This is a genomic window from Mycobacterium sp., assembly GCF_025965855.1.
Taxonomy (GTDB): Bacteria; Actinomycetota; Actinomycetes; order Mycobacteriales; family Mycobacteriaceae; genus Mycobacterium.
In genome coordinates this window covers 1-20,364 of the sequence record NZ_JAOPWB010000277.1, presented here as the reverse complement: position 1 = coordinate 20,364, position 20,364 = coordinate 1, and the positions used below count along the sequence as shown (strand labels likewise).

General features: G+C 68.6%; 17 protein-coding genes. 7 read left to right on the top strand and 10 right to left on the bottom strand.

Annotated elements, in window-relative coordinates; genetic code table 11:
* Positions 1 to 129: 129 nt before the first annotated feature.
* A complete protein-coding gene (locus tag JWP83_RS23610) occupies positions 130 to 1,449 on the bottom strand; it encodes an adenylate/guanylate cyclase domain-containing protein (RefSeq protein WP_297735657.1) in 1,320 nt (439 codons plus the stop codon).
* A gap of 277 nt (positions 1,450 to 1,726) precedes the next feature.
* Positions 1,727 to 3,925, bottom strand: a complete 2,199-nt coding sequence (gene helR / locus JWP83_RS23605; protein WP_297735652.1) for an RNA polymerase recycling motor ATPase HelR — start codon at positions 3,923 to 3,925, stop codon at positions 1,727 to 1,729.
* Positions 3,926 to 4,100: 175 nt separating this feature from the next.
* On the opposite strand from helR, the gene JWP83_RS23600 reads away from it, so the two are divergent.
* Positions 4,101 to 5,123, top strand: coding sequence for an Rv2578c family radical SAM protein (locus JWP83_RS23600; protein ID WP_297735649.1), 1,023 nt, complete (start codon positions 4,101 to 4,103; stop codon positions 5,121 to 5,123).
* A 1-nt stretch (position 5,124) separates the two neighbouring features.
* On the opposite strand, the gene JWP83_RS23595 is transcribed toward JWP83_RS23600, so the two are convergent.
* Entirely contained in the window at positions 5,125 to 6,696 is a 1,572-nt protein-coding gene (locus JWP83_RS23595) for a metallophosphoesterase family protein (RefSeq protein ID WP_297735646.1), read from the bottom strand.
* A 149-nt stretch (positions 6,697 to 6,845) separates the two neighbouring features.
* Between JWP83_RS23595 and JWP83_RS23590 the strand changes: the two genes are divergently transcribed.
* Complete coding sequence (locus tag JWP83_RS23590; protein WP_297735644.1) at positions 6,846 to 7,289, top strand: hypothetical protein; 444 nt, start codon at positions 6,846 to 6,848, stop codon at positions 7,287 to 7,289.
* 17 nt (positions 7,290 to 7,306) lie between these two features.
* Here JWP83_RS23590 and JWP83_RS23585 read toward each other — a convergent pair whose 3' ends face one another.
* Genes JWP83_RS23585 through JWP83_RS23570 form a run of 4 tightly spaced genes read right to left on the bottom strand, consistent with a single transcriptional unit; the run spans position 7,307 to position 11,221 of the window.
* Positions 7,307 to 8,920 carry an MFS transporter gene (locus JWP83_RS23585; RefSeq protein WP_297735641.1) on the bottom strand — a complete coding sequence of 538 codons (1,614 nt, stop codon included), beginning with the start codon at positions 8,918 to 8,920 and terminating at the stop codon, positions 7,307 to 7,309.
* Between the two features lie 12 nt (positions 8,921 to 8,932).
* Positions 8,933 to 9,811 (bottom strand): neutral zinc metallopeptidase, encoded by an 879-nt coding sequence (locus JWP83_RS23580; RefSeq protein ID WP_297735638.1) that lies wholly within the window; start codon positions 9,809 to 9,811, stop codon positions 8,933 to 8,935.
* 9 nt (positions 9,812 to 9,820) lie between these two features.
* A complete protein-coding gene (locus JWP83_RS23575; RefSeq protein WP_297735635.1) occupies positions 9,821 to 10,324 on the bottom strand; it encodes an SRPBCC family protein in 504 nt (167 codons plus the stop codon).
* Between the two features lie 9 nt (positions 10,325 to 10,333).
* Complete coding sequence (locus JWP83_RS23570; protein WP_297735654.1) at positions 10,334 to 11,221, bottom strand: oxidoreductase; 888 nt, start codon at positions 11,219 to 11,221, stop codon at positions 10,334 to 10,336.
* 56 nt (positions 11,222 to 11,277) lie between these two features.
* On the opposite strand from JWP83_RS23570, the gene aspS reads away from it, so the two are divergent.
* Genes aspS through JWP83_RS23555 form a run of 3 tightly spaced genes read left to right on the top strand, consistent with a single transcriptional unit; the run spans position 11,278 to position 14,583 of the window.
* Positions 11,278 to 13,068 (top strand): aspartate--tRNA ligase, encoded by a 1,791-nt coding sequence (gene aspS, locus JWP83_RS23565; protein ID WP_297735632.1) that lies wholly within the window; start codon positions 11,278 to 11,280, stop codon positions 13,066 to 13,068.
* Positions 13,065 to 13,496, top strand: a complete 432-nt coding sequence (locus tag JWP83_RS23560) for a nitroreductase family deazaflavin-dependent oxidoreductase (RefSeq protein WP_297735629.1) — start codon at positions 13,065 to 13,067, stop codon at positions 13,494 to 13,496. The genes aspS and JWP83_RS23560 overlap by 4 nt, the downstream gene beginning before the upstream one ends.
* A gap of 25 nt (positions 13,497 to 13,521) precedes the next feature.
* Positions 13,522 to 14,583 (top strand): FUSC family protein, encoded by a 1,062-nt coding sequence (locus tag JWP83_RS23555; RefSeq protein WP_297735626.1) that lies wholly within the window; start codon positions 13,522 to 13,524, stop codon positions 14,581 to 14,583.
* A gap of 5 nt (positions 14,584 to 14,588) precedes the next feature.
* On the opposite strand, the gene JWP83_RS23550 is transcribed toward JWP83_RS23555, so the two are convergent.
* Positions 14,589 to 14,978: an MmcQ/YjbR family DNA-binding protein gene (locus tag JWP83_RS23550; RefSeq protein WP_297735623.1), complete on the bottom strand. Its 390-nt coding sequence runs from the start codon at positions 14,976 to 14,978 to the stop codon at positions 14,589 to 14,591.
* Positions 14,979 to 15,068: 90 nt separating this feature from the next.
* On the opposite strand from JWP83_RS23550, the gene JWP83_RS23545 reads away from it, so the two are divergent.
* The gene (locus JWP83_RS23545) at positions 15,069 to 16,013 is read left to right on the top strand and encodes a transglutaminase family protein (RefSeq protein WP_297735619.1); all 945 of its coding nucleotides are present in this window, start codon (positions 15,069 to 15,071) and stop codon (positions 16,011 to 16,013) included.
* Positions 16,006 to 17,061, top strand: a complete 1,056-nt coding sequence (locus JWP83_RS23540) for a putative zinc-binding metallopeptidase (RefSeq protein WP_297735616.1) — start codon at positions 16,006 to 16,008, stop codon at positions 17,059 to 17,061. The genes JWP83_RS23545 and JWP83_RS23540 overlap by 8 nt, the downstream gene beginning before the upstream one ends.
* A gap of 4 nt (positions 17,062 to 17,065) precedes the next feature.
* On the opposite strand, the gene JWP83_RS23535 is transcribed toward JWP83_RS23540, so the two are convergent.
* A complete protein-coding gene (locus JWP83_RS23535) occupies positions 17,066 to 19,726 on the bottom strand; it encodes a circularly permuted type 2 ATP-grasp protein (protein ID WP_297735613.1) in 2,661 nt (886 codons plus the stop codon).
* Positions 19,726 to 20,364 (bottom strand): transglutaminase family protein (locus JWP83_RS23530; protein ID WP_297735610.1); only part of this gene is annotated, 639 nt, incomplete at its 5' end. The genes JWP83_RS23535 and JWP83_RS23530, both read right to left, overlap by 1 nt.

Here is a 20,364-nt window from a genome sequence, read left to right as displayed (position 1 = left end):
GCGACCGAACGCCGACACAACCGCGACGCCCGCCTGGCCCGAAAATCCGAAAGCCACGACTACTTCGGACCCGCCCCACCCCCCAACGACGACGACGAACCGCCGCCCTTCTGACGGCCGCTCAAGGAGTTACGCAGACGCGACGGCGAACAGGCGCCACTCGCCCGGCACGCCCTTGAGCTCGTAAGAACCGCGCTCCTCGAACTCAAGCCCTGAACCAATCACGAGGTCGCGCAGCGTGCTGGACACGAGCACGTCGTTCGGCCCGGCCAGGGCGCTCACGCGCGCGCCGATGTGGACGGCGATCCCGCCAATGTCGTCGCTGCGGATTTCGCACTCGCCGGTGTGCAACCCGGCGCGTACCTCGATGCCGAGTGTCTGAACCGCGTCGCGAATTGCCATCGCGCAGCGGATCGCTCGCTGCGGGCCGTCGAACATCGCGAGGAAGCCGTCTCCCGACGTATTCACCTCACGGCCTCGAAAACGAGCGAGTTGCGACCGGACGATGGCGTCGTGCGCGTCGAGCAGCGCATGCCAGTCCCGGTCGCCCATCTCCGCCGCTCGGCGCGTCGAGTCCACGATGTCGGTGAACAGCACCGTGGCGAGAACCCGATCATCGGCCACGTCCGCCTGCTCGCCGGTGAGGAACTCAGCGACGTGCTGGAATGATTCGCGCCAGGGTTCCACGTAGTGGAAGATGTTGCGCCCCGGCAGCTCAACGTACTTCGCGCCCGGGATGTGATCGGCGACGTACTTGCCATCATCGGGTGAGATGAATGAGTCGTTCGTGTACTGCACGACGAGGGTTGGCACGCGGACGCTGGGAAGCAGCGCCCGTATGTCCAATTCGGATACCACCGGCATCATAAGAGCAACGGTGCGTGGGCTCGCCGCGAGGCGTTCATGTCGCGCCCACGTTGCCCGGATTTCCTCATTCCACGGCATATCGGGATTGAGCACATGTTCGAACTCCCCCGTTCCCCACACGGCGACCATGGCATCGAAGAACTTCTCCGGAGTGAGCTCACCGGTGCGCTCAGCCCGTGGATCGGCATAGACCTCGAGCCCGACCAGCGCCGTGGTGCGAGACGGATAGCTGGCCGCGAACAGCGCCGCGGGCGCGAACGCAGCGTTCAACGCGACGAGAACCGCTTCGCGACTCCCGAGATCGTCTAACACCGCGGTGATGCTGTCGGCCCATTGCTCCAACGTCGGCAACGCACCCGTCGAGACCGGATCGGACGCGCCCGTGCCCGGTTGATCGAAAAAGATCAACCGACCCAGCGATGTCATCGCCTCAACCCACCCCTGAATCGCCGGCAGCTCGGGCAGAATTTCGCAACAGTTGAACCAGTTCGGGACCATCACGATGTCGCGGGGACCTTTACGAGATGCGCGATAGGCGACGCGCAAGTCCCCGTTCATCGCATAGCGCGTCTCCGAGAACATTGCGGAAGTGTAAGCCGAGGATGGCGTCGAATCTTTCGTCTGATGCAACAAGGGGCAACCGACGGTCCCGACGGCCGCCGTCCGTCAGAATGTCGCCATGACGGCGCCGGCGAACGGTAGGCCCTGGGCTAACCAGGCCGTCGCCGCTAACGAATCGTCTTGTTTGCCAAGGACCGTGGCTGCACCCGCCGCGGGTGTGACGTGCGCCACCACCCACTGCACCGACGTCAACACGCAGGCCCTGGCCTGCGGTTCCGAGCACCTCCGTGACGCCGGGTTATCGTCGTGCCGGCTGTCGATTCCCGGGTGTTCCAAATTCGGTGAGGCCGGCGAGGGCCCGCGGGAGCGGGTCCCGGTGCAGGACGCCCAGGCGCTGGGTGGCGCGGGTGAGGGCCACGTAGAGCTCGGCCGCGCCGCGTGGGCCGTTGTCGAGAATCCGTTGCGGCTCCACCACGAGGACAGCGTCGAACTCCAGGCCCTTGGTCTCCGACGCGAGCACCGCACCAGGCACACCCGGTGGCCCGATCACCACGCTGGTGCCGTCGCGGCCGGCCTCATCTCGGACGAATTCCTCTATAGCAGAGGGCAATTCGTCTTCGGTGACCCGTCTGGACCATGGCTGGACCCCGCACGCGCGGACCGAATCCGGTGGCTGGACCTCGGGTGCGAATTCGGCGAGCAGCGCGGCGGCGATGGCCATGATCTCCGCGGGGGTCCGATAGTTCAGCGACAGCGACCGGTAGGCCCAGCGGCCGGCCACGTACGGGTCTAGCATCGCCCCCCACGACGTCGCCCCGGCCGCCGACCGGCGTTGGGCGAGATCGCCAACGACCGTGAAGGATCGGCCGGGGCAGCGCCGCATCAACACCCGCCAGTCCATTTCGGACAGTTCTTGGGCCTCGTCGACGACGACGTGCCGGTAGGTCCACTCGCGGTCCGCGGCGGCGCGTTCGGCGAGTTCACGGGTGTCGCGCTCGAGGAAGCGTTCGGCCAAGTCGTCGGCGTCGAGCATGTCCTGGGCGAGCAGGTGGTCCTCGTCGTCCATCAGGTCTTGCCGGCCGATCATCATCTCCAGCACGCCGGCGGCGTACTCGGCCTCGTCCTTTCGTCCCCGCTCGGCGGCCTCGTCGGCCTTCTTGTCCGGGCCCAGCAGGTCGACCAGTTCGTCGAGCAGCGGCACGTCCGATACCGTCCAGGCCTCGCCGTCGGCGCGCCACAGCGCCCGGTCGGCGCCCGCGGCCTGCAGCCGTTCGTGCGACGTGCACAGCTGCGCCAACAGCGTTTCCGGCGTCAGTACCGGCCAGAGTTCGTCGAGCGCGGCCTTGAATCGGTCATTGTCCGCAAGCTCCTCGAGCAGGTCCGCTCGCAGCCGCTCCCAAGCTTTGCGGTCCTCGCGGGTCAGCCACCCCCGGCCGAGCCGGGCTATCGCCCGCTCCGTCAGCACCCATGTGACGATGTCACTGAAAACGGCGCGGGCCTCGTTATGTGGCAATCGGCTTCCGCGCGCCTCGTCCCTGGCCCATTCCACGGTCTCGGCATCGATCCGGAGCGTGACGTCCGCCAGTTCGATCGGCAGGGGACTCTCGGGCAGCCGCTGCCGATCGGCGATCGCCGCCGCGAGGACGTCCAGGATCTGTAGCGAGCCCTTCAGGCGTGCGCAATCCGGGTTGTCTTCCGACGTGGTGTGCAATCCGGGCAGGAGGTCGCCGGGGGTCATGAACACGACGCTGGATTCGCCCAGCGACGGCAGAACATGGTCCACGTATTTCAGGAACGCCCTGTTGGGCCCGACCACGAGCACGCCATGGCGCTCGATCCGCTCTCGGTGGGTGTAGAGCAGGTAGGCGACGCGATGCAGTGCCACGACGGTCTTTCCTGTGCCGGGGCCGCCCTCAATCACCAGCATGCCGGGGTGATCGAGCCGGATGATCTCGTCCTGTTCGGCTTGGATCGTCGCGACGATGTCTGGCATTCCCTCGCCGCGCGGCGCGTTGACCGCCGCGAGCAGGGCCGCGTCACCTTGCGCGTCGCCTCCCGGCCGGCCGAACACTTCGTCAGTGAAATCGAGGACGTGCCGCCCTCGGGTGTGGAACAGGCGACGGCGGCGCATGTTCTCGGGACTCGCGGCGGTGGCGACGTAGAACGCGCGCGCTGCCGGCGCACGCCAATCGAGCAAGACGGGCTCGTACTCGTTCTCCGCGTCGAGCAGGCCAATGCGGCCGATGTAGGAACGGTCGCCCGAAATCGCGTCCAGGCGCCCGAAACACAGCCCGTGGTCCGCCACGTCCAGCCGCTTGACCTCTTTTGCCACCGCACGTACCTCGGCGTCCCGATCGGAGAGCGGCTGGCCGTCTCCCCGCAACGCCGCGCGGTATCTGTCCTTCGCTCGCGTTCGCGCGGCGTCGAGGCGCATGTATAGCCCCGTCACATAGTTCCGCTCGGACCGCAATTCGTCTTCGTGCCCTCGTGTCAACACGCGCCTTTCCGTCAGTCCTGGTCCCGCGCAGCGATTTTGCGCCATTACCCGGGTCTTGCCGCAAGCCCGGGGGCACGCTGTAGATTGGAAATAGAAGGAGCGCCAAGCGCTCCTCATTTCTTTGGTCCCTGGCGCCCAGGTTGACACTATATCGAACTGCTGTTCGAATAGAGGGGTGCGCTGGGCTAATCAGGCCGTCGCCGTGAACGGTAGCCCCGTCGACGACGGGGCGCTACCGGGGCTGCAGCGGATCGGGCTCGTCCGAAGCGTGCGGGCGCCGCAATTCGAGGGGATCACCTTTCACGAGGTGCTGTGCAAGTCGGCGCTCAACAAGGTGCCCAACGCGGCGGCATTGCCCTTCCGCTACACCGTCAACGGCTACCGCGGCTGCTCGCACGCCTGCCGCTACTGCTTCGCGCGTCCCACGCACGAATACCTCGACTTCGACTGCGGCACCGACTTCGACACCCAAATCGTCGTCAAGACCAACGTCGCCGAGGTGCTGCGCCGCGAGCTGCGCCGGCCGTCCTGGCAGCGGGAAACGGTCGCGCTGGGCACCAACACCGATCCCTATCAGCGCGCCGAGGGGCGCTACGCACTGATGCCGGGCATCATCGGCGCCCTCGCCGGATCCGGCACGCCGCTGTCCATCCTCACCAAGGGCACCCTGCTAAAGCGCGACCTGCCGCTGATAATGGATGCGGCCCAACACATTCCGGTATCCGTCGCGGTGTCGCTGGCCGTCGGCGATCCGGAGCTGCACCGCGACGTCGAGCCGGGAACGCCGACACCACAGGCTCGCCTGGGCCTCATCACCGCCATCCGGGACGCCGGCCTGGACTGCCACGTGATGGTCGCACCCGTGCTGCCGCACCTCACGGATTCACCCGAGCACCTCGATCGGCTGCTCGGCCAGATCGCCGCGGCCGGCGCCACCGGTGTCACGGTTTTCGGCCTGCACCTGCGCGGCTCGACACGCGGCTGGTTCATGTCCTGGCTGGCCCGCTCGCATCCCGACCTGGTCGGCCGCTACCGCGAGCTCTACCGCCGCGGCGCATACCTGCCACCGAGCTACCGCGACATGCTGCGCGAACGGGCCGCGCCGCTGATCGCCAGGTATCGTCTGGGCGGCGGCCACCGCCCGTTCCCGCAGCCCGCCGCGGCCGCACCGGAACCGCTACAGCCGACGCTGTTTTGAGCTAGGTGGGCCTATCGCCCCGGGGCTTCGTCAGCGTGAACTGGTCCACCACGGTGACGTCACCGAACGGCCCGCTCAGCGCGTAGTGCGTCGCCTTGATCGACGTGTTGCCCCCGGGCGGACCTGGGTCCACGTCGAAAGCCGCGAAGCCGTAAGGATGATCGCGGTCGCGAAACGCCGACCACGGCGCGTCTTCCAACACGTAGATCGGCGCCTTGCGACCCAGCCCTGGATCAAACGCACCGACGCCGGTCAGCACGCGGCAGCGCGGCTCGGGGAAGAAGAACCCGTTGCTGGGCGCCGACGTCCCGCCGCCGCCGATGACGAGGTGCACCGTGCCCCGGGCCGAGTCGATGACGTCGTCGCGGGTGTCCACGGGTATCGGCGTTAGGGTGTCGGTGCCCAGCGTTCCGCGCAACGGGTGCGACCGCTCGTAGTGGTGCTCGTGGCCGCACAAGACCAGATCGACCTGATACTGGTCGAACAGCGGCAGCCATTCCTCACGGATTCCCAGGTCGGCGCCGTTGGACTTGTCGGTGGTGGAGATCGCCGTCTGGTGCATGCAAACGACGATCCAGTCGACATCCGGGTCGCGCCGCGCGGCGGCGAGTTCGCTGGCAAGCCAGCGCTTTTGCTCTCCGCCCGAGTAGCCGTGCACGTAGAAGTTGCCGCCATCCTGGAAGGCGACGTCGTCGTTGTTGAGGCTGATCACCCGCACCGAGCCGGCGGTGAACGAGTACCACAGCCCGCGGGTCTCCGGACCAGACCCCGAATCCGGCAACGCGAAGTAGGCCTGGTAGGCGCCGTAACCGATTGGCCCATTGCCCAATTCGTTCTCGTGATTGCCCGCGGCCGGCATCCAGGGCCGGAACCGCGCCGAGCGCGTGTTGTTCTCAAACCAGTTCGACCACGTCCGTATGCGGTCCCGTGCGAGGTTGGCGTAGCACAGGTCGCCGTTGACGAGATTGAACAGCGGGCCGAGACGCTCGACCGCCAGCGTGGTGTCCGCGGCCGCGGGCGACCCGATGTTGTCGGTGGCGTACCTGCCGTCGGGCAGCTTTGCCAGCGTCGGGGTGGACTGGTCACCGAAGCTGGTGAACCGCAGCGGTTTTCGCCCCGACGGCGCCGTCCGCACCGTCCCGCTCTGCGGCTCGGCGCCGTCGTGCACCGCGGCGTATACGTAGTCGGTGTCCGGGGTCAGGCCCGTCAGGCGCGCGTGGTTAACGCGAATCTCGGTGTTGGACTTGGCATCTCGGTAGGTGCGGGTTTCGGCGGCGACGGTGCGCCCGAACCCGGATGCCGGCGTGCCCAGCATGACGCGGGGATTGCCGACGGCCTCGGTGGTGTGCCACGACGCCACCACCTCGGTGGCGGCGTTCGTGCCGAATTGCAGATGCAGGCCGGTCACCGGGGGTGCGCCGGTGCGGTCCGGCTGATACCAGACGGCGGGACCGCGCGCCTGGGACCACAGCAGCACCGCCCCGCCCCCGATTCCCACCCCGAGGGCAGCCGAGACCGCGCTCGTGGTCAACAACCTGCGGCGGCTGATGCCGCTGGCGCGGTCGTCGGTCATGCTTGCTTCATACCCGAGTGGGGTGAACGCCGGCACAACGGCCGCACCTTGGTGGCGGTGCGGGTTCACGCTGATCACGTCGGTGGCCACCGCATCGAAGGGGATCGGCGTGCGACTGCCGGGGTAACGAATCCGGTAGCGTTTTCGATATGACGAACGTGCGAAAAGTGATCAGCGCGGCCGCGCTGGCAACGCTTGCAACGGCCGCGGGACTGGCTTTCACGCCCGCGACCTCACACGCGGATCCGGGCGGCCATCAGGTGACCTACACGATCACGGCCAGTGGCAATCTGACCGGCAACGTTCGGTACATGAACAGTGATCCGCCCAGTCAGGCGGCCTTCGACGCCAACTCGTCGCAGTACCTGAGCACCGTGCCGGCCGCGTTCGCCGCCGCGCAGCCGCTGGTTTACAACACCACGTTGGCAAACCCGAACCAGTGGGCGTTCGTCAACGCCAGCGGCGGGTGTCACTGGCCGGACTGCGACTCGTCGAACGTTCCCCAGATTCAGTGCCAGATCGCTGTGGACGGCCAGGTGGTCGTGACACAGAGCGCCACCACCGGGGTCACCTGCTCGACGCGGCCCTGGTAGCCAGCCGGCCCGCAAACTCATCGGTGCACGCGCAGGGCGAGGTAGTACTCGTGCCGTCGGGTGCTGTCGACGGTGTAGCCCACCGCCTTCGCGGCGCCATCATGGTCGGACTCCAGCCAGCGCTCGGTGTGCTGGCGCTGAAATTCGGTCCACGACGGCACGGTGAACCTCTCGAGGACCATGTCGGAATATTCGAGACTTCGATAAAGCCGCCAACTGTGGCCACCCGTCCGCAGCCGTGATCGCCTGACCGCGCTCATCGCCTCGACGAAGCTTGGGCGGTTTTCCTCCGACACTCGATAGCGGACGGTCACGAGCACCGGTCCATCGTTGGGGCATGGTTCGAACACCATCATCGGCGACGGCCAAGCCCTGGAAATGTCGCGGCTCAGTTTTCCCGTAGCCGGCCGCAACCCAAGCACGACGACGCTGAGGGCGGCGGCGCCCAGCAACACAGCCGACAAGATCAGCGCGACGCCGAGCCCCGCCCGCGTGGCAACGACACCCCAGAGATATGCGCCGATTGCCTGGGCTCCCGTGAAGACCAGCAGATAAATCGACAACCCGCGGGCCCGGACCCATCGCGGCAAATGCAGCTGTGCGGCTGCGTTCAAGGTTGTCAACGTGATGAGCCAGGTCATCCCCGAAAACACTAAGAACGGCGCCGCCGCGGCGAACGGCAGCCAGACCACCGCGAGCGGCGCGAGAGCGTATCCGGCGGCGCACCCCGCCAGCAGCGCGTTGGGCGACACCTTCTGGCGTAGCGGTGCGGGAAGCGCAACAGCCAGCACCGCGCCGAAACCTATTGCCCCCAGCGCCACACCGTAGCCGCCTGCTCCCAAGTTCCATCTCTGGACGGCAGCCACCGGCAACAGAGCCAGCAGGGCCGAGGCGGGAAACACGAAAAGGGCTGCGCGCAGCAAGATCCTGCGGAAAATCGGACCGTTGACGACGTATTGCACTCCGGTGATGATGGCCTGGCCGAGGTGTTCTCGTTCGAGTGGCGCGATTTGCCTGGGTCGTTGCCACGCCGCCAGGGCAATGATGATTCCGGTGAACGATATTGCGTTGATCGCGAAGACCGCTGCCGGACCGGCCAGCGCCACGACGACACCGCCGATCGCCGGTCCAATCACCCGTGCGATGTTGACCGATACGCTGGCCATGGTCGCGGCGGCCGGTATCTGCTCGCGCGCGACAACCTCGGGCTGAATCGCCTGCCAGGCCGGCGCGGTTATTGCGGAGGCGATGCCGATGGCCACCGTGAACAGCAACAGTGAGGCCGGGGTGAGGCGTCCAAGGTATGTCAGCACGGCCAGGGCCAGCGCCACCAACACCGCGTACCACTGCAGAAATATCAGCAGCCGCCGCCGGTCGAACACGTCGGCAAGTGCGCCGGCGAACAACCCCAAAAGGAGCGTCGGCCCAAGGCTCGCGGTCTGGACCAGTGCCACGATGGTGGCACTGCTGTGCTCTTCGACCAGGAACCATTGTGCGGCCACGCTTTGCATCCAAGTCCCGACGTTGGAGACGAACTGCGCGATGAACAAGTTGCGAAAGATCGGATTGCGCAACGGTGCCCATGCCGACTCCTGCCCATCGTCGGCACGCTCCCGACCCTGGACCACCATTACGGGGAGCGCCTAGCCGAGATCGGTGGCCGCGAAGGTGTTGCACTGGTTGGGATCACCGGTCTGGTAGCCGGTGGTGAACCACTTCTGCCGCTCTGCCGACGAGCCGTGCGTCCACGACTCGGGGTTGACGCGTCCGTTCGCCTGCTTCTGGATGCGGTCGTCGCCGACCGACGCCGCGGCCGAGAGCGCGTCTTGAATATCCTTGTCGCTCAAGGGCTCCAGGTACGGCACGCCGGTGCTTTCCTGCTTGACCGTCGACGCGTAGTGGGCCCAGATCCCGGCGTAGCAGTCGGCCTGCAGCTCCGTGCGCACGCCGTTGCCCCCGGCGCCCTGCGCCCCCTGCTGGGAGCGACCCAGGACGCCCTGCAGTTGCTGCACGTGGTGGCCGTATTCGTGCGCGACCACGTACTCCTGCGCGAATGGTCCTCCGCTGGAACCGAATCTATCGACCAGCTCCTGGAAGAAGTCGGTGTCGAAGTACGCCGTTTGGTCCACCGGGCAGTAGAACGGCCCCACCGCGGTGGTGGCCGGGCCGCATCCGGTGTCCACGGATCCGGTGAACAGGCGCACGTGTGGGCGCGTGTAGTTGGGCATCAGCTGATGCCACACCGCGTCCACGGAATTGCCGGTGGCGACCACGCGGCATTGCACGTACTTGTTGGCGTCGGCCCCGGTCTTGCACTGGCTCAGGTCGAAACCGGGCGCCGAATAGCCGCCGGTGTTCGTCTGCTGATGGTTCATCACGCGGCCCGGATCGACACCGAAAAACAACGCCCCGATAAGGATGAGCAACCCGAGGCCGCCGCCCCCGAATGCCATCCCCATGCCGCCGCCGCCAGACGACGACGCGGTGCTGGTGTCGATCTGCATGCCCTCGTTGAAAGTCATCGCATGCTCCTAACGTTGCGGGGTCGCGGAGTACCGGGCGTCGGTGTAGCGGCGCAGGTTGCGCAGAAACCGGCGGAGCCCCAGATTGAGCAGCGGTCCGACCACCGGCATCGCCAGCCGCGACGGGCCGGCCGGTTTTTGCGCCATGGTCCACGTCAGCCGGCAGCCGCCCGGGATCGCCTCGACCCGGTAGTCCTCGGCGAACGCCGCGACGGCCCGCGACGAGCATTCGTTGAACCGGAATGCCATGCGGGTGAAGGGTTCCCAGGCGATGAACTCTTCGTTGCCGACGATGCCGCCGCGCATGTCGACGGTGCGGGTGGTGCCGAGGCCGCGCGGCTCGGGACTGGTCCAGGTCACCTTCGTGATCACCGGCGCCCAGCGCGGCCAGGACTCGGCGTCGCCGAGCACCTCGAACAGCTGCTCGGGCGTGATGGCGAGGTCGACACTATTGCGGAATCGAAACGGCGCGCTCTCGACGAAGCCCAGGTCGACGCGCTCGCAGGGGAACATGGCCCTAACCTAACCCGGCCCGTCGCTCGCCGCTGCCAGCAGCGGCACCAGGATGTCGCTGATCGGCGTCGCCAGGCTGTGGGCGCGCCCCTTGCGGATGATCACCCCGTTGCGGATGTCCCATTCCATCCGCCGGTGGTTTTCCCGATCGGCCAGGATCGACGTTCCCATGTCTTCGGGGGCCCGACGGAACAGGTCGGCCAATTCGTCGACCACGCCGTTGGCCAGCCGGGCGCCCTCGGCCCGCGCGACGCCCAGGCATTCGGCCAGGTAGCGGCGCGACAGCGCGGCGACGTCGTCGCGGCGGAACATCCCGGACCGCCGTCCGGACAGCGCCATGAATCCGGCCAGCGCGTTGGTGAGCAGCTTGCGCCAGGCCGCGGTGATGAAGTCGGGGTCGCAGTCCACCCGGCAGCCCGCGCCGCGCAGCAGCTCGGCGACCATTTCCGCCGAGGGGCCCGACGGCAGCACCAGCCGCGCCTCGGTGCGCAACCGCACCCACCCTTGCGGCTGGGTCTCGGCGCTGTACCACACGATCCCCGGCACCACCGGCGACGACGGGCAGTGCGGCTGGACCTGCTCCACCTGCTCGACACCGTTCTGCAGCACGACGACGACGGTGTGTTCGTCACACAGGCGGGCCAGCCAGCCGGCCGCCTCGTCGTTCTGGGTGGCTTTGACCGCCAGCACCAGGACGTCGACCGGGCCGCTCACCTCACCGGGATCCGTCCGGACCGGGCCGGGCACCACGATCGGATCGGCGCCGTCGGGCCGCAATTCGATGCTCTCGCGGGGAGTGCGGCCGCACACCAGCACCGAATGCCCGGCCTTGTACAGCAGTGCGGCGACCGTCGTGCCGACGGCGCCGGGACCGACCAGTGCGATGTTGGTGACGATAAGACAGAAATTACCTCCCTCTAGACTGGTCACTCGTTCCAGCCAGGTGAAAGGGAGTGTTTGTGCTGCGCAGCCACGCCGCCGGTTCGCTGAGGAGTAGCGACGCCGGCCAGCAGGTGACGTTGGCCGGTTGGGTGGCCCGCCGCCGCGACCACGGCGGCGTCATCTTCATCGATCTGCGCGACGCGTCCGGCGTCGCGCAAGTGGTGTTCCGCGCCCCCGACGTGCTGGCCCAGGCGCACCGGTTGCGCGCCGAGTTCTGCGTCGCGGTGACCGGGGTCGTCGAGACCCGGCCGGAGGGCAACGCCAACCCGGAGATCGCGACGGGCGACATCGAGGTCAACGCGACCTCGCTGACCGTGCTCGGCGAGAGCGCGCCGCTGCCGTTCCAGCTGGACGAGCCCGCCGGCGAGGAGCTGCGGCTGAAGTACGGCTATCTCGACCTGCGGCGCGACGGCCCGGCCGCGGCAATGCGGCTGCGCTCCAAGGTGAATGCGGCCGCGCGCGCGGTGCTGGCGCGGCGCGACTTCGTCGAGATCGAGACCCCCACGATCACCCGGTCGACGCCGGAGGGGGCGCGCGACTTCCTGGTGCCGGCCCGCCTGCACCCGGGCTCGTTCTACGCCCTGCCGCAGAGCCCGCAGCTGTTCAAGCAGCTGCTGATGGTGGCCGGCATGGAGCGCTACTTCCAGATCGCGCGCTGCTACCGCGACGAGGATTTCCGCGCCGACCGCCAGCCCGAATTCACCCAGCTCGACATGGAGATGAGCTTCGTCGACGCCGAGGACATCATCGCCGTCTCCGAGGAGATCCTGGCCGCGCTGTGGGCGCTGATCGGCTATGAGCTCCCGACGCCGATCCCGCGGATCAGCTACGCCGACGCGATGCGGCGGTTCGGCTCCGACAAGCCCGACATGCGGTTCGGGCTGGAGCTCGTCGAGTGCACGGAGTTCTTCTCCGACACCACGTTTCGTGTCTTCCAGGCGCCGTACGTCGGCGCGGTCGTGATGCCCGGTGGGGCCTCGCAGCCGCGGCGCACCCTGGACGGCTGGCAGGAGTGGGCCAAACAGCGCGGGCACCGCGGGCTGGCCTACGTGCTCGTCGGCGACGACGGGGAGCTGGGCGGTCCGGTGGCCAAGAACCTGAGCGACACCGAACGCGCCGGTCTGGCCGGCCACGTCGGGGCCAAGCCGGGGGATTGCATCTTCTTCTCGGCGGGCCCGGCGAAGTCGTCACGGGCGCTGCTGGGCGCGGCCCGCGGCGAAATCGCCAAGCGGCTCAACCTCATTGACCCGGACGCGTGGGCGTTCGTGTGGGTGGTCGACCCGCCGCTGTTCGAGCCCGCCGAGGACGCGACCGCCGCCGGGGATGTGGCGGTCGGCTCCGGGGCGTGGACCGCGGTGCACCACGCGTTCACCTCGCCCAAGCCGCACGAAGTGGACGTCGTGGACGCTTTAGACACCGACCCCGGCAACGTGCTGGCCGACGCCTACGACATCGTCTGCAACGGCAACGAGATCGGCGGCGGCTCGATCCGTATCCACCGCCGCGACATCCAGGAACGGGTGTTCGCCGTGATGGGCCTGGACAAGGCCGAGGCCGAAGAGAAGTTCGGATTCCTGTTGGAGGCGTTCACGTTTGGCGCGCCGCCGCACGGCGGCATCGCGTTCGGCTGGGACCGGATCAACGCGCTGCTGTCCGGGGTCGACTCGATCCGCGAGGTGATCGCGTTCCCCAAGACCGGCGGCGGCGTCGACCCGCTCACCGACGCGCCGGCGCCCATCACGCCGCAGCAGCGCAAGGAATCCGGAATAGACGCCGCGCCGGAAACGGTTGAGCGGGCATGACAGAGATTCCCGACGCCGAGACCGTCAACGCGTTCAACAAGGGCGTCATCGACGACTTCCGGGCCCACGAAGGCAAGGTGAGCGGCCAGTTCGCCAACGCGAATTTGCTGCTGCTGACGACGACGGGCGCCAAATCGGGCCAATCCCGGGTGTCGCCGCTGGCGTATTTCCGCATCGACGGCAAGTTGATCATCATCGGATCGTTCGCCGGCGCCCCCTTCAACCCGGCCTGGGTGCACAACCTGCGGGCCAACCCGAGGGCACAGGTGGAGGTCGGCACCGACTCGTTCGACGTGACCGCCCGCGAGTTGCCGACCGCCGAGCGCGACGCGCTCTTCGAAAAGATCGCCGCCGCGGCGCCGGGCTTCGGCGAATACCAGTCCAAGACCAGCAGGGTGATTCCGCTGTTCGAGTTGCAGCCGGTGTAACCCGGTGAGCACCACGCGGCGGCCGGTGCCATCTTGGGCTTCCGCAGCCTCCGCCGCGCGCGCGGGCCTCAACCGGCTCCGCGCGGTGTGGTTCAACCTGGTGCAGACCTCGGTCGCTGCGGGCCTGTCCTGGTACATCGCCCACGATCTGCTGGGTCACCCCCAGCCGTTCTTCGCGCCGATCGCCGCCGCGGTGTCCCTGTCGATCACCAACGTGCTACGCGCGCAGCGCGCGATCCAGATGATGATCGGCGTGACACTCGGGATCGGCGTGGGCATCGCGGTGCAGTGGTTGCTCGGGCCGGGTGCCGTGGCCATCGGGGTCGCCGCGCTGATCGCCCTGTGCGCCGCGGTGTTCATCGGTCACGGCTACATCGGGCAGGGCACGATGTTCGCGAACCAGACCGCCGTTTCGGCGATCCTGGTGCTGGCCCTGTACCGCAGCAACGTCGGCCTGGAGCGCGTGTACGACGCGCTGATCGGTGGTGTCGTGGCGATCGTCGTCGCCGTGCTGCTGTTCCCGGCCGATCCGCTGAAGGTGCTGCGCAGCGCGCGTATCGGCGTGTTCGGCGTGCTGCGGGGCGTCCTGACGCGCGCCGCGGATCTCGCCGCCGGACGCCGCGAGGCCCCGCCCGAGTGGCCGCTGTCGGCCGTCGATCGGGTGCACGCACAGCTCGGCGGGCTCATCGAGGCGCGCACGACCGCCCGCCAGGTCGTGCGCATCGCGCCACGGCGCTGGGGCCAGCGCGATTCCGTCCGGGCCGCCAATCACCAGGCCCTGCATGTGGCGCTGCTCGCCGGCTCGGTGCTGCAGGTGGCCCGCGCCGTCGCCCCGGGCAGCCCTCCTTTTGATGGCTGCCGCTTCCCGCTTCCGCCACCCGTGCACAGGGTGCTGGTGGTGCTGGCGGCCGCGACGGCCCTGGCCGAGTCCGATCCCGCCGGGGCGTGCGCGTACACCGCCGCCGCGCGCCATCACGCGTCGGAGCTGCACGCGGCCGCCCGCGAGAGAACCCAGGTGGTGCTCGCCGACGTCGTCCAGGCCTGCGTCGACGACCTGCAACGGGTCATCGACCTACGTCAGGTGTGATCGGCTCAGAACGAGTCGGCCAGGAACTCCTGGACGAGTTTCTTCGGCGCCTGCGTCAGCCACCCCTCGGTGATCACCTCCACCAGGTCGCGCACCGCGATCTGGTCCAGCCTGACCAGCACCGCCGGATAGCCGTCGAAATGCGGGGTGGTGAAGTAGACCCCCGGCTCGTCGGCGATCAACGCGAACTTGACGCCCTCGTCGGAAACCCGGACACCGATGATGTCGCCCTCCGGCGGCGCCACGCCGCTGTGCGCCAGCGCTTCGCGATCCGACGGGCGCAGCGGTCGCTCCCACGCCAGCAACTTCTTGCCGACCCGCCACTCGTGCGGTGACGGCTCGGAGGTGAGTGCCAGGTCACCAACGATGCGGGCGACGTCGTCCCACGTGGCCACCTCTCGATTGTGCTCCCGATATGGCGCGATTGGCTCGCTATTGGCAAAGGGTGCGTGCCACCGGCCCCGCGGGACCGGCCGGGGTGTGATGTGATCAGCCTTGTGTCAGAAGCCGAGGCCCGCCGGCATCGGGTCACCCACCGCACCGAGTACCGCTACTCCGACGTCGTGACCAGCTCTTATGGCCGCGGCTTCCTCACGCCGCGGGACTATCCGCGCCAGCGTTGCGTCGCGCATCGGCTGACCATCGAGCCGGCCCCCACCGACAGCTCCATCAGCCGGGACAGCTACGGCAACATCAGCTCCTATTTCCACGTCACCGAGCCGCACCAGGCCCTGACGATCACCAGCGACTCCATCGTCGACGTGTATCCGCCGGCTCCCGGGCTGTACACCGGGGGGCCGGCGGTGCAGCCATGGGAGGCCGCCCGCCCGGCCGGGCGCAGGGGAGCGCTCGCGACCGAGTTCACCCTGGACCTGAATCCGCCGGAGATCACCGACGAGATCCGCGAGTACGCGGCCCCCAGCTTCGCGCCGCAGCGTCCCCTGGTCGACGTGCTGCGCGACCTGGCGTCGCGGATTTTCACCGACTTCACCTACCGCTCGGGGTCGACGACGATTTCCACCGGGGTCAAAGAGGTTCTGGCGGCCCGGGAAGGGGTATGTCAGGACTTTGCAAGGCTGGCGATCGCCTGCCTGCGAGCCAACGGTCTGGCGGCCAGCTACGTGTCCGGCTATCTGGCCACCGACCCGCCGCCGGGAAAGGATCGGATGATCGGCATCGACGCGACCCACGCCTGGGCGGCGGTGTGGACCCCGCAGGAGCCCGGCCAGTTCGAGTGGCTGGGGCTCGATCCCACCAACGACCAGATGATCGACGAGCGCTACATCATCGTGGGGCGCGGGCGCGACTACGCCGACGTGCCGCCGCTGCGCGGCATCATCTACACCAACTCCGAGCACAGCGTGATCGACGTCGCCGTCGACGTCGTCCCCTACTCAGGCCCTCTCGAAGGCGACTTCTTGCATGCGTGACTTCCACTGCCCCAAGTGCGGCCAGCGCCTGGCGTTCGAGAACTCGGCCTGCCTGTCGTGCGGCAGCGCGCTGGGGTTCTCCCTCGAGCAGATGGCCCTGCTGGTGATCGTCGAGGGCGGCGACGGAGGGCAGGCCGGCTTCGTCAGCGCCGGCGAGTACGAGCTGTGCGCCAATCGCCATATCGCCGAATGCAATTGGCTGGTCCCCACCCACCATCCCGGCGGGTTGTGCATGTCGTGCGCGCTCACCCTGGAACGGCCCAACGACAGCGACACCGAGGGGCTGGCCGCCTTCGCCCGCGCCGAGGCGGCCAAGCGGCGGCTGATCGCCGAGCTGCACGAGCTGAAGCTGCCGATCGTCGGGCGGGACCGCGATGCCGACTACGGGTTGGGATTCCGCCTGTTGTCGAGCGCGCACGAGAAGGTGTTCACCGGCCACGAAAACGGTGTCATCACACTGGATTTGGCGGAGGGCGACGATGTGCACCGCGAGCAGCTGCGGGTCGAAATGGACGAGCCGTACCGGACCCTGCTCGGGCACTTCCGGCACGAGATCGGGCACTACTACTTCTACCGGTTGATCACCCCGTCGAGCGACAACCTGGCGCGGTTCAACGAGCTGTTCGGCGATCCCGACGCCGACTATCAGGAGGCGCTGGACCGGCACTACCGGGACGGCGCTCCCGAGGGTTGGCGGGAAACCTACGTCTCGTCGTATGCGACCATGCACCCCGCCGAGGACTGGGCCGAGACCTTCGCCCATTACCTGCACATCCGCGACGCCCTGGACACCTCGGCCTGGTGCGGCCTGGCGCCGGCGTCGGCGACCTACGACCGTACGCCGTTGGGCCCCAGCGCTTTCCCCACCATCATCGAGATGTGGCTGCCGTTGTCGTGGTCGCTGAACATGGTGAACCGTTCGATGGGGCACGACGACCTGTACCCATTCGTGCTGCCGGTGGCGGTGCTGGACAAGATGCAATTCATCCACGCGGTGGTCGACGAGGTGAGCTCGGATTTGCGGGGGCCCGCGGCCGTCAGCGCGTAGCCGGCTAGGCCGGCATCACGCGCCGTTCCTCCGGTCCCCACAGCGGCTGGATGCCGCCCGGCAACGCCAACTGCGTGGCGGTGATGGTCTCGGCCAGGTCGCGCAGCTCGGCGTGGACCGCGTCGAGCAGGTCGGCAAGTCGCGCGCGGCGCCCGCCGGTGATCCCCTCCAGTTGCGCGGGATGCGACCGGCGCAGCAGCGTGTTGATCTCCTCCACCAACCGCTCGGGACGCGACGACCCCGACGAGCTGGGCAAGTCCTTGAGGTCGGTCCGCAGCCGGTCCAGCTGGTACAGCAGCGACCGCGGGTTGGTGGCGTCGAACAGCATCAGCTCGGCCACCGCGGCGACGCTGACTTTGCCCACGGTGCGGCGCCGGTAGATGACCGACGATTCGCACGCCACCAGCGTCGCCTCGATGATCGTCTGCTCGGCGGCGGCGCCGCGGACGGTGGTCAGCGTGGCACGCAACAAGGCGGTCAACCACAGTCCGCGTTCGATGCGTTTGCCGATGTCCATCATCGTCCAGCCGACGTCACGCACCATCGACTCGCCGGCCACCCCCGCCAGCGTCAGCATCCCGGCCAACGTCTGCGCCTGGGCCGACGCGAGCAGGACGTCCGCCTCGGCCAGCGAGTCCGGCGGGTCCGGCCGCAGCGCCATCGCGCGCTCCACCCCGGCCAGCACCATCCAGGTGTCGTTCGACAACTGGTCGCGCACCGACCTGGCCGCCAGCGCCAGCCCGTCCACCGCCTGCACCAGCGACCCGGGCTGCTTCGGGTCCACGGTCAGCGACCACAGCGTCGAGGGGGCGACGGCGATCATCTCCGCCTGATCATCGGTGTCGCCGTAGCCCGCGCTTGTGTCGCTCCCGGTGATCCTGCCCAGCGCGGCCATCAGCACCGGCACACACTCGCTTTCCTCGGTGTCCTGGTGGTGCCGGTAGACGTGGAAGCGGTCGCGGGCGACGATCAGCAACCGGGCCATCTCCTCGGCGCGCTCGCCGTAGCGCCCCATCCAGAACAGATCGGACAGCACGCGCGGCGAGCTGATCCCCCAGGTGCCCGCGGCGGTCTTCCCCGGCTCCAGAGCCGAGGGGCGCAAAGAGGGAACAGTCACCGTCTCGGCCCGCGCGCGCTCCGTGGGACGCACCCAGACATCCTTTGCCGCAATGGTTTTCAGCGTGTATGCCGCAGGGCCGGGCGCCAGCACGTAACCGGCGCCGCCGATCATCGGCGCGTAGCCGCCGCGCTGGGCGACGGTGAACAGCCGCATGCCCACGGCGGCCGACGACAACACGCCGGCGTGGTCGGTGGGCGCCGACGAGAACTGCGGCAGCTCCTGGCCGACCCACTGCCACGGCATGTGCTCGATGCGCGCGGCCAGTTCGGCCAGCTGCACCGACGAAAGCGTCGGTCCGACAAGGGTTTTCCCGCCGACGGTCGACTTGATCAGCAGCGACGAGAGGTTGGCCAGCAGGTGCGAGCGTTCGCCGGCGACGCCGGCCCAGTAGACCGGCGCGATCTGAAGCAGCGGAGGCTCGTCGAGTAGGCGCTCGGCCAGCTGCGGCAGAAAGCGCAGCAGCCCAGGGCTTTCCAGGATGCCGCTGCCGAGCGTGTTGACCACGGTCACCGTCCCGCGGTGCTGCGCCTCCACCAAGCCGACCACACCCAGGCGGGAATCGGCGCGCAGATCCAGTGGGTCCGTGTACTCCGCGTCGACCCGGCGAAGGACCACGTCGACGCGTTTCAACGTGCCCAGCGAACGCATCCACAGCTTGCCGTCGCGCACCACCAGGTCCGCGCTCTCCACCAGCGGGAAGCCCAGCAGGGTGGCCAGGTAGGCCTGGTCGAACGCGGTCTCCGAGTAGATGCCGGGGCTGAGCACCACGACCACCGGGTCCTGGGCGACGTCGGGCGCCGCGTCGATCAGAGCCAGCCGCAGCGCCTGCGCGAACGGAGTCGTCGGTCGCGGCGCGATCCTTTCGTACAGGTCCGGAATCGAGTGCGCCACAACGCGCCTGTCGGCCAGCGCGTAGCCCGCGCCCGACGGCGCCTGCGTCCAGTCGGCGTTGACTCCGAAGCTGCCGTCCGGCAGCCGGCTGACGTCGCAGGCGTGCATGAACAGCTGGTGGTGCCCGGGGACCTCGATGCCGTTGGCGGGACGCACGTAACCGGGGTGGGCGAACACCAGCTGCGCCGGCAGGATGCCCTCGGTGAGCAGGGTGCGGGGCCCGTACAGGTCCGCGAGCACGGCGTCGAGCAGGCGCGAGCGCTGCACCAGCCCGGCCTCCAGCACCTCCCAATCGGCCGCGGAAAGCACGATCGGCAGCGTGTCCAGGCTCCACGGCCGAGGCTCCAGCGCGTGACCGCCGTTGCGGCCGGGAACGAACTCGGTGTAGGTGATGCCGTCGTTGTCGATCAGGCTGTCCACCACCGAGCGCAGCCGGTTCAGCCCGGCCCTGCCGCGCTCCGCGACGGCGTCGGCCAGCTCGGACCACGCCGGCCGCACGTTCCCGTCGCGGTCGACGAACTCGTCGTAACCGATCCCCGGGCCGTGCCGCAGGTCGAAGAGCGCTTCCTGGGCCCGCGCGGTCCGGTACCCGGCCAGCAGCCGGTCGGCGTCGTAGCGGCCGCCCGCGTCCAGTGCGGTATTCGGAAGTGCCATTACTGCTGCACGGTACGGACGCGCCGCAGGTCAAGGATGCCCGGCGCGCCGATGTCGGTGAAGATCCTGGCCTGCCGCTCCCGGATGGCGGACAGATCGAGCTTGCCCGGGGTGAAACCCGTCGCCTCGAAGCGGCGGGCGCGGCGGGACTCGGCCTCGACGGCGTTGACCGGGGGCTCGTCGTAGGCGCGCCCGCCGGGATGGGCGACGTGGTAGGTGCACCCGCCGCGCGACGTCCCGGTGGTGAGGTCGACGAGCTCGAACTGCAGCGGGACGTCGGTGCTGATGGTCGGGTGCAGCGCGCTGGGCGGCTGCCAGGCCTTGAACCGCACGCCACCCACGTGGATGTCGGGATTGTCGGTGGCCAGCAGCGGCACCGGGTAGCCGTTGGCCGTCACCAGGTAGCGGTGGCGGTCGGCGCCGATGATGCGGACCTGGATGCGCTCGACCGACGAGTCGACGTAGCGGGCGGTGCCGGTGGCGGTGGCCTCCTCGCCGAGGGTGTTCCACGGTTCGATCGCCCCACGCAGCTCGATCTCCACGCCGTCGAAGACGACGGTCCCGATGCGCGGGAAGCGGAACTCGGTGAACGGGTCCAGCCAGCTGGTCTCGAAGGGAACGCCGTGCGCGCGCAGGTC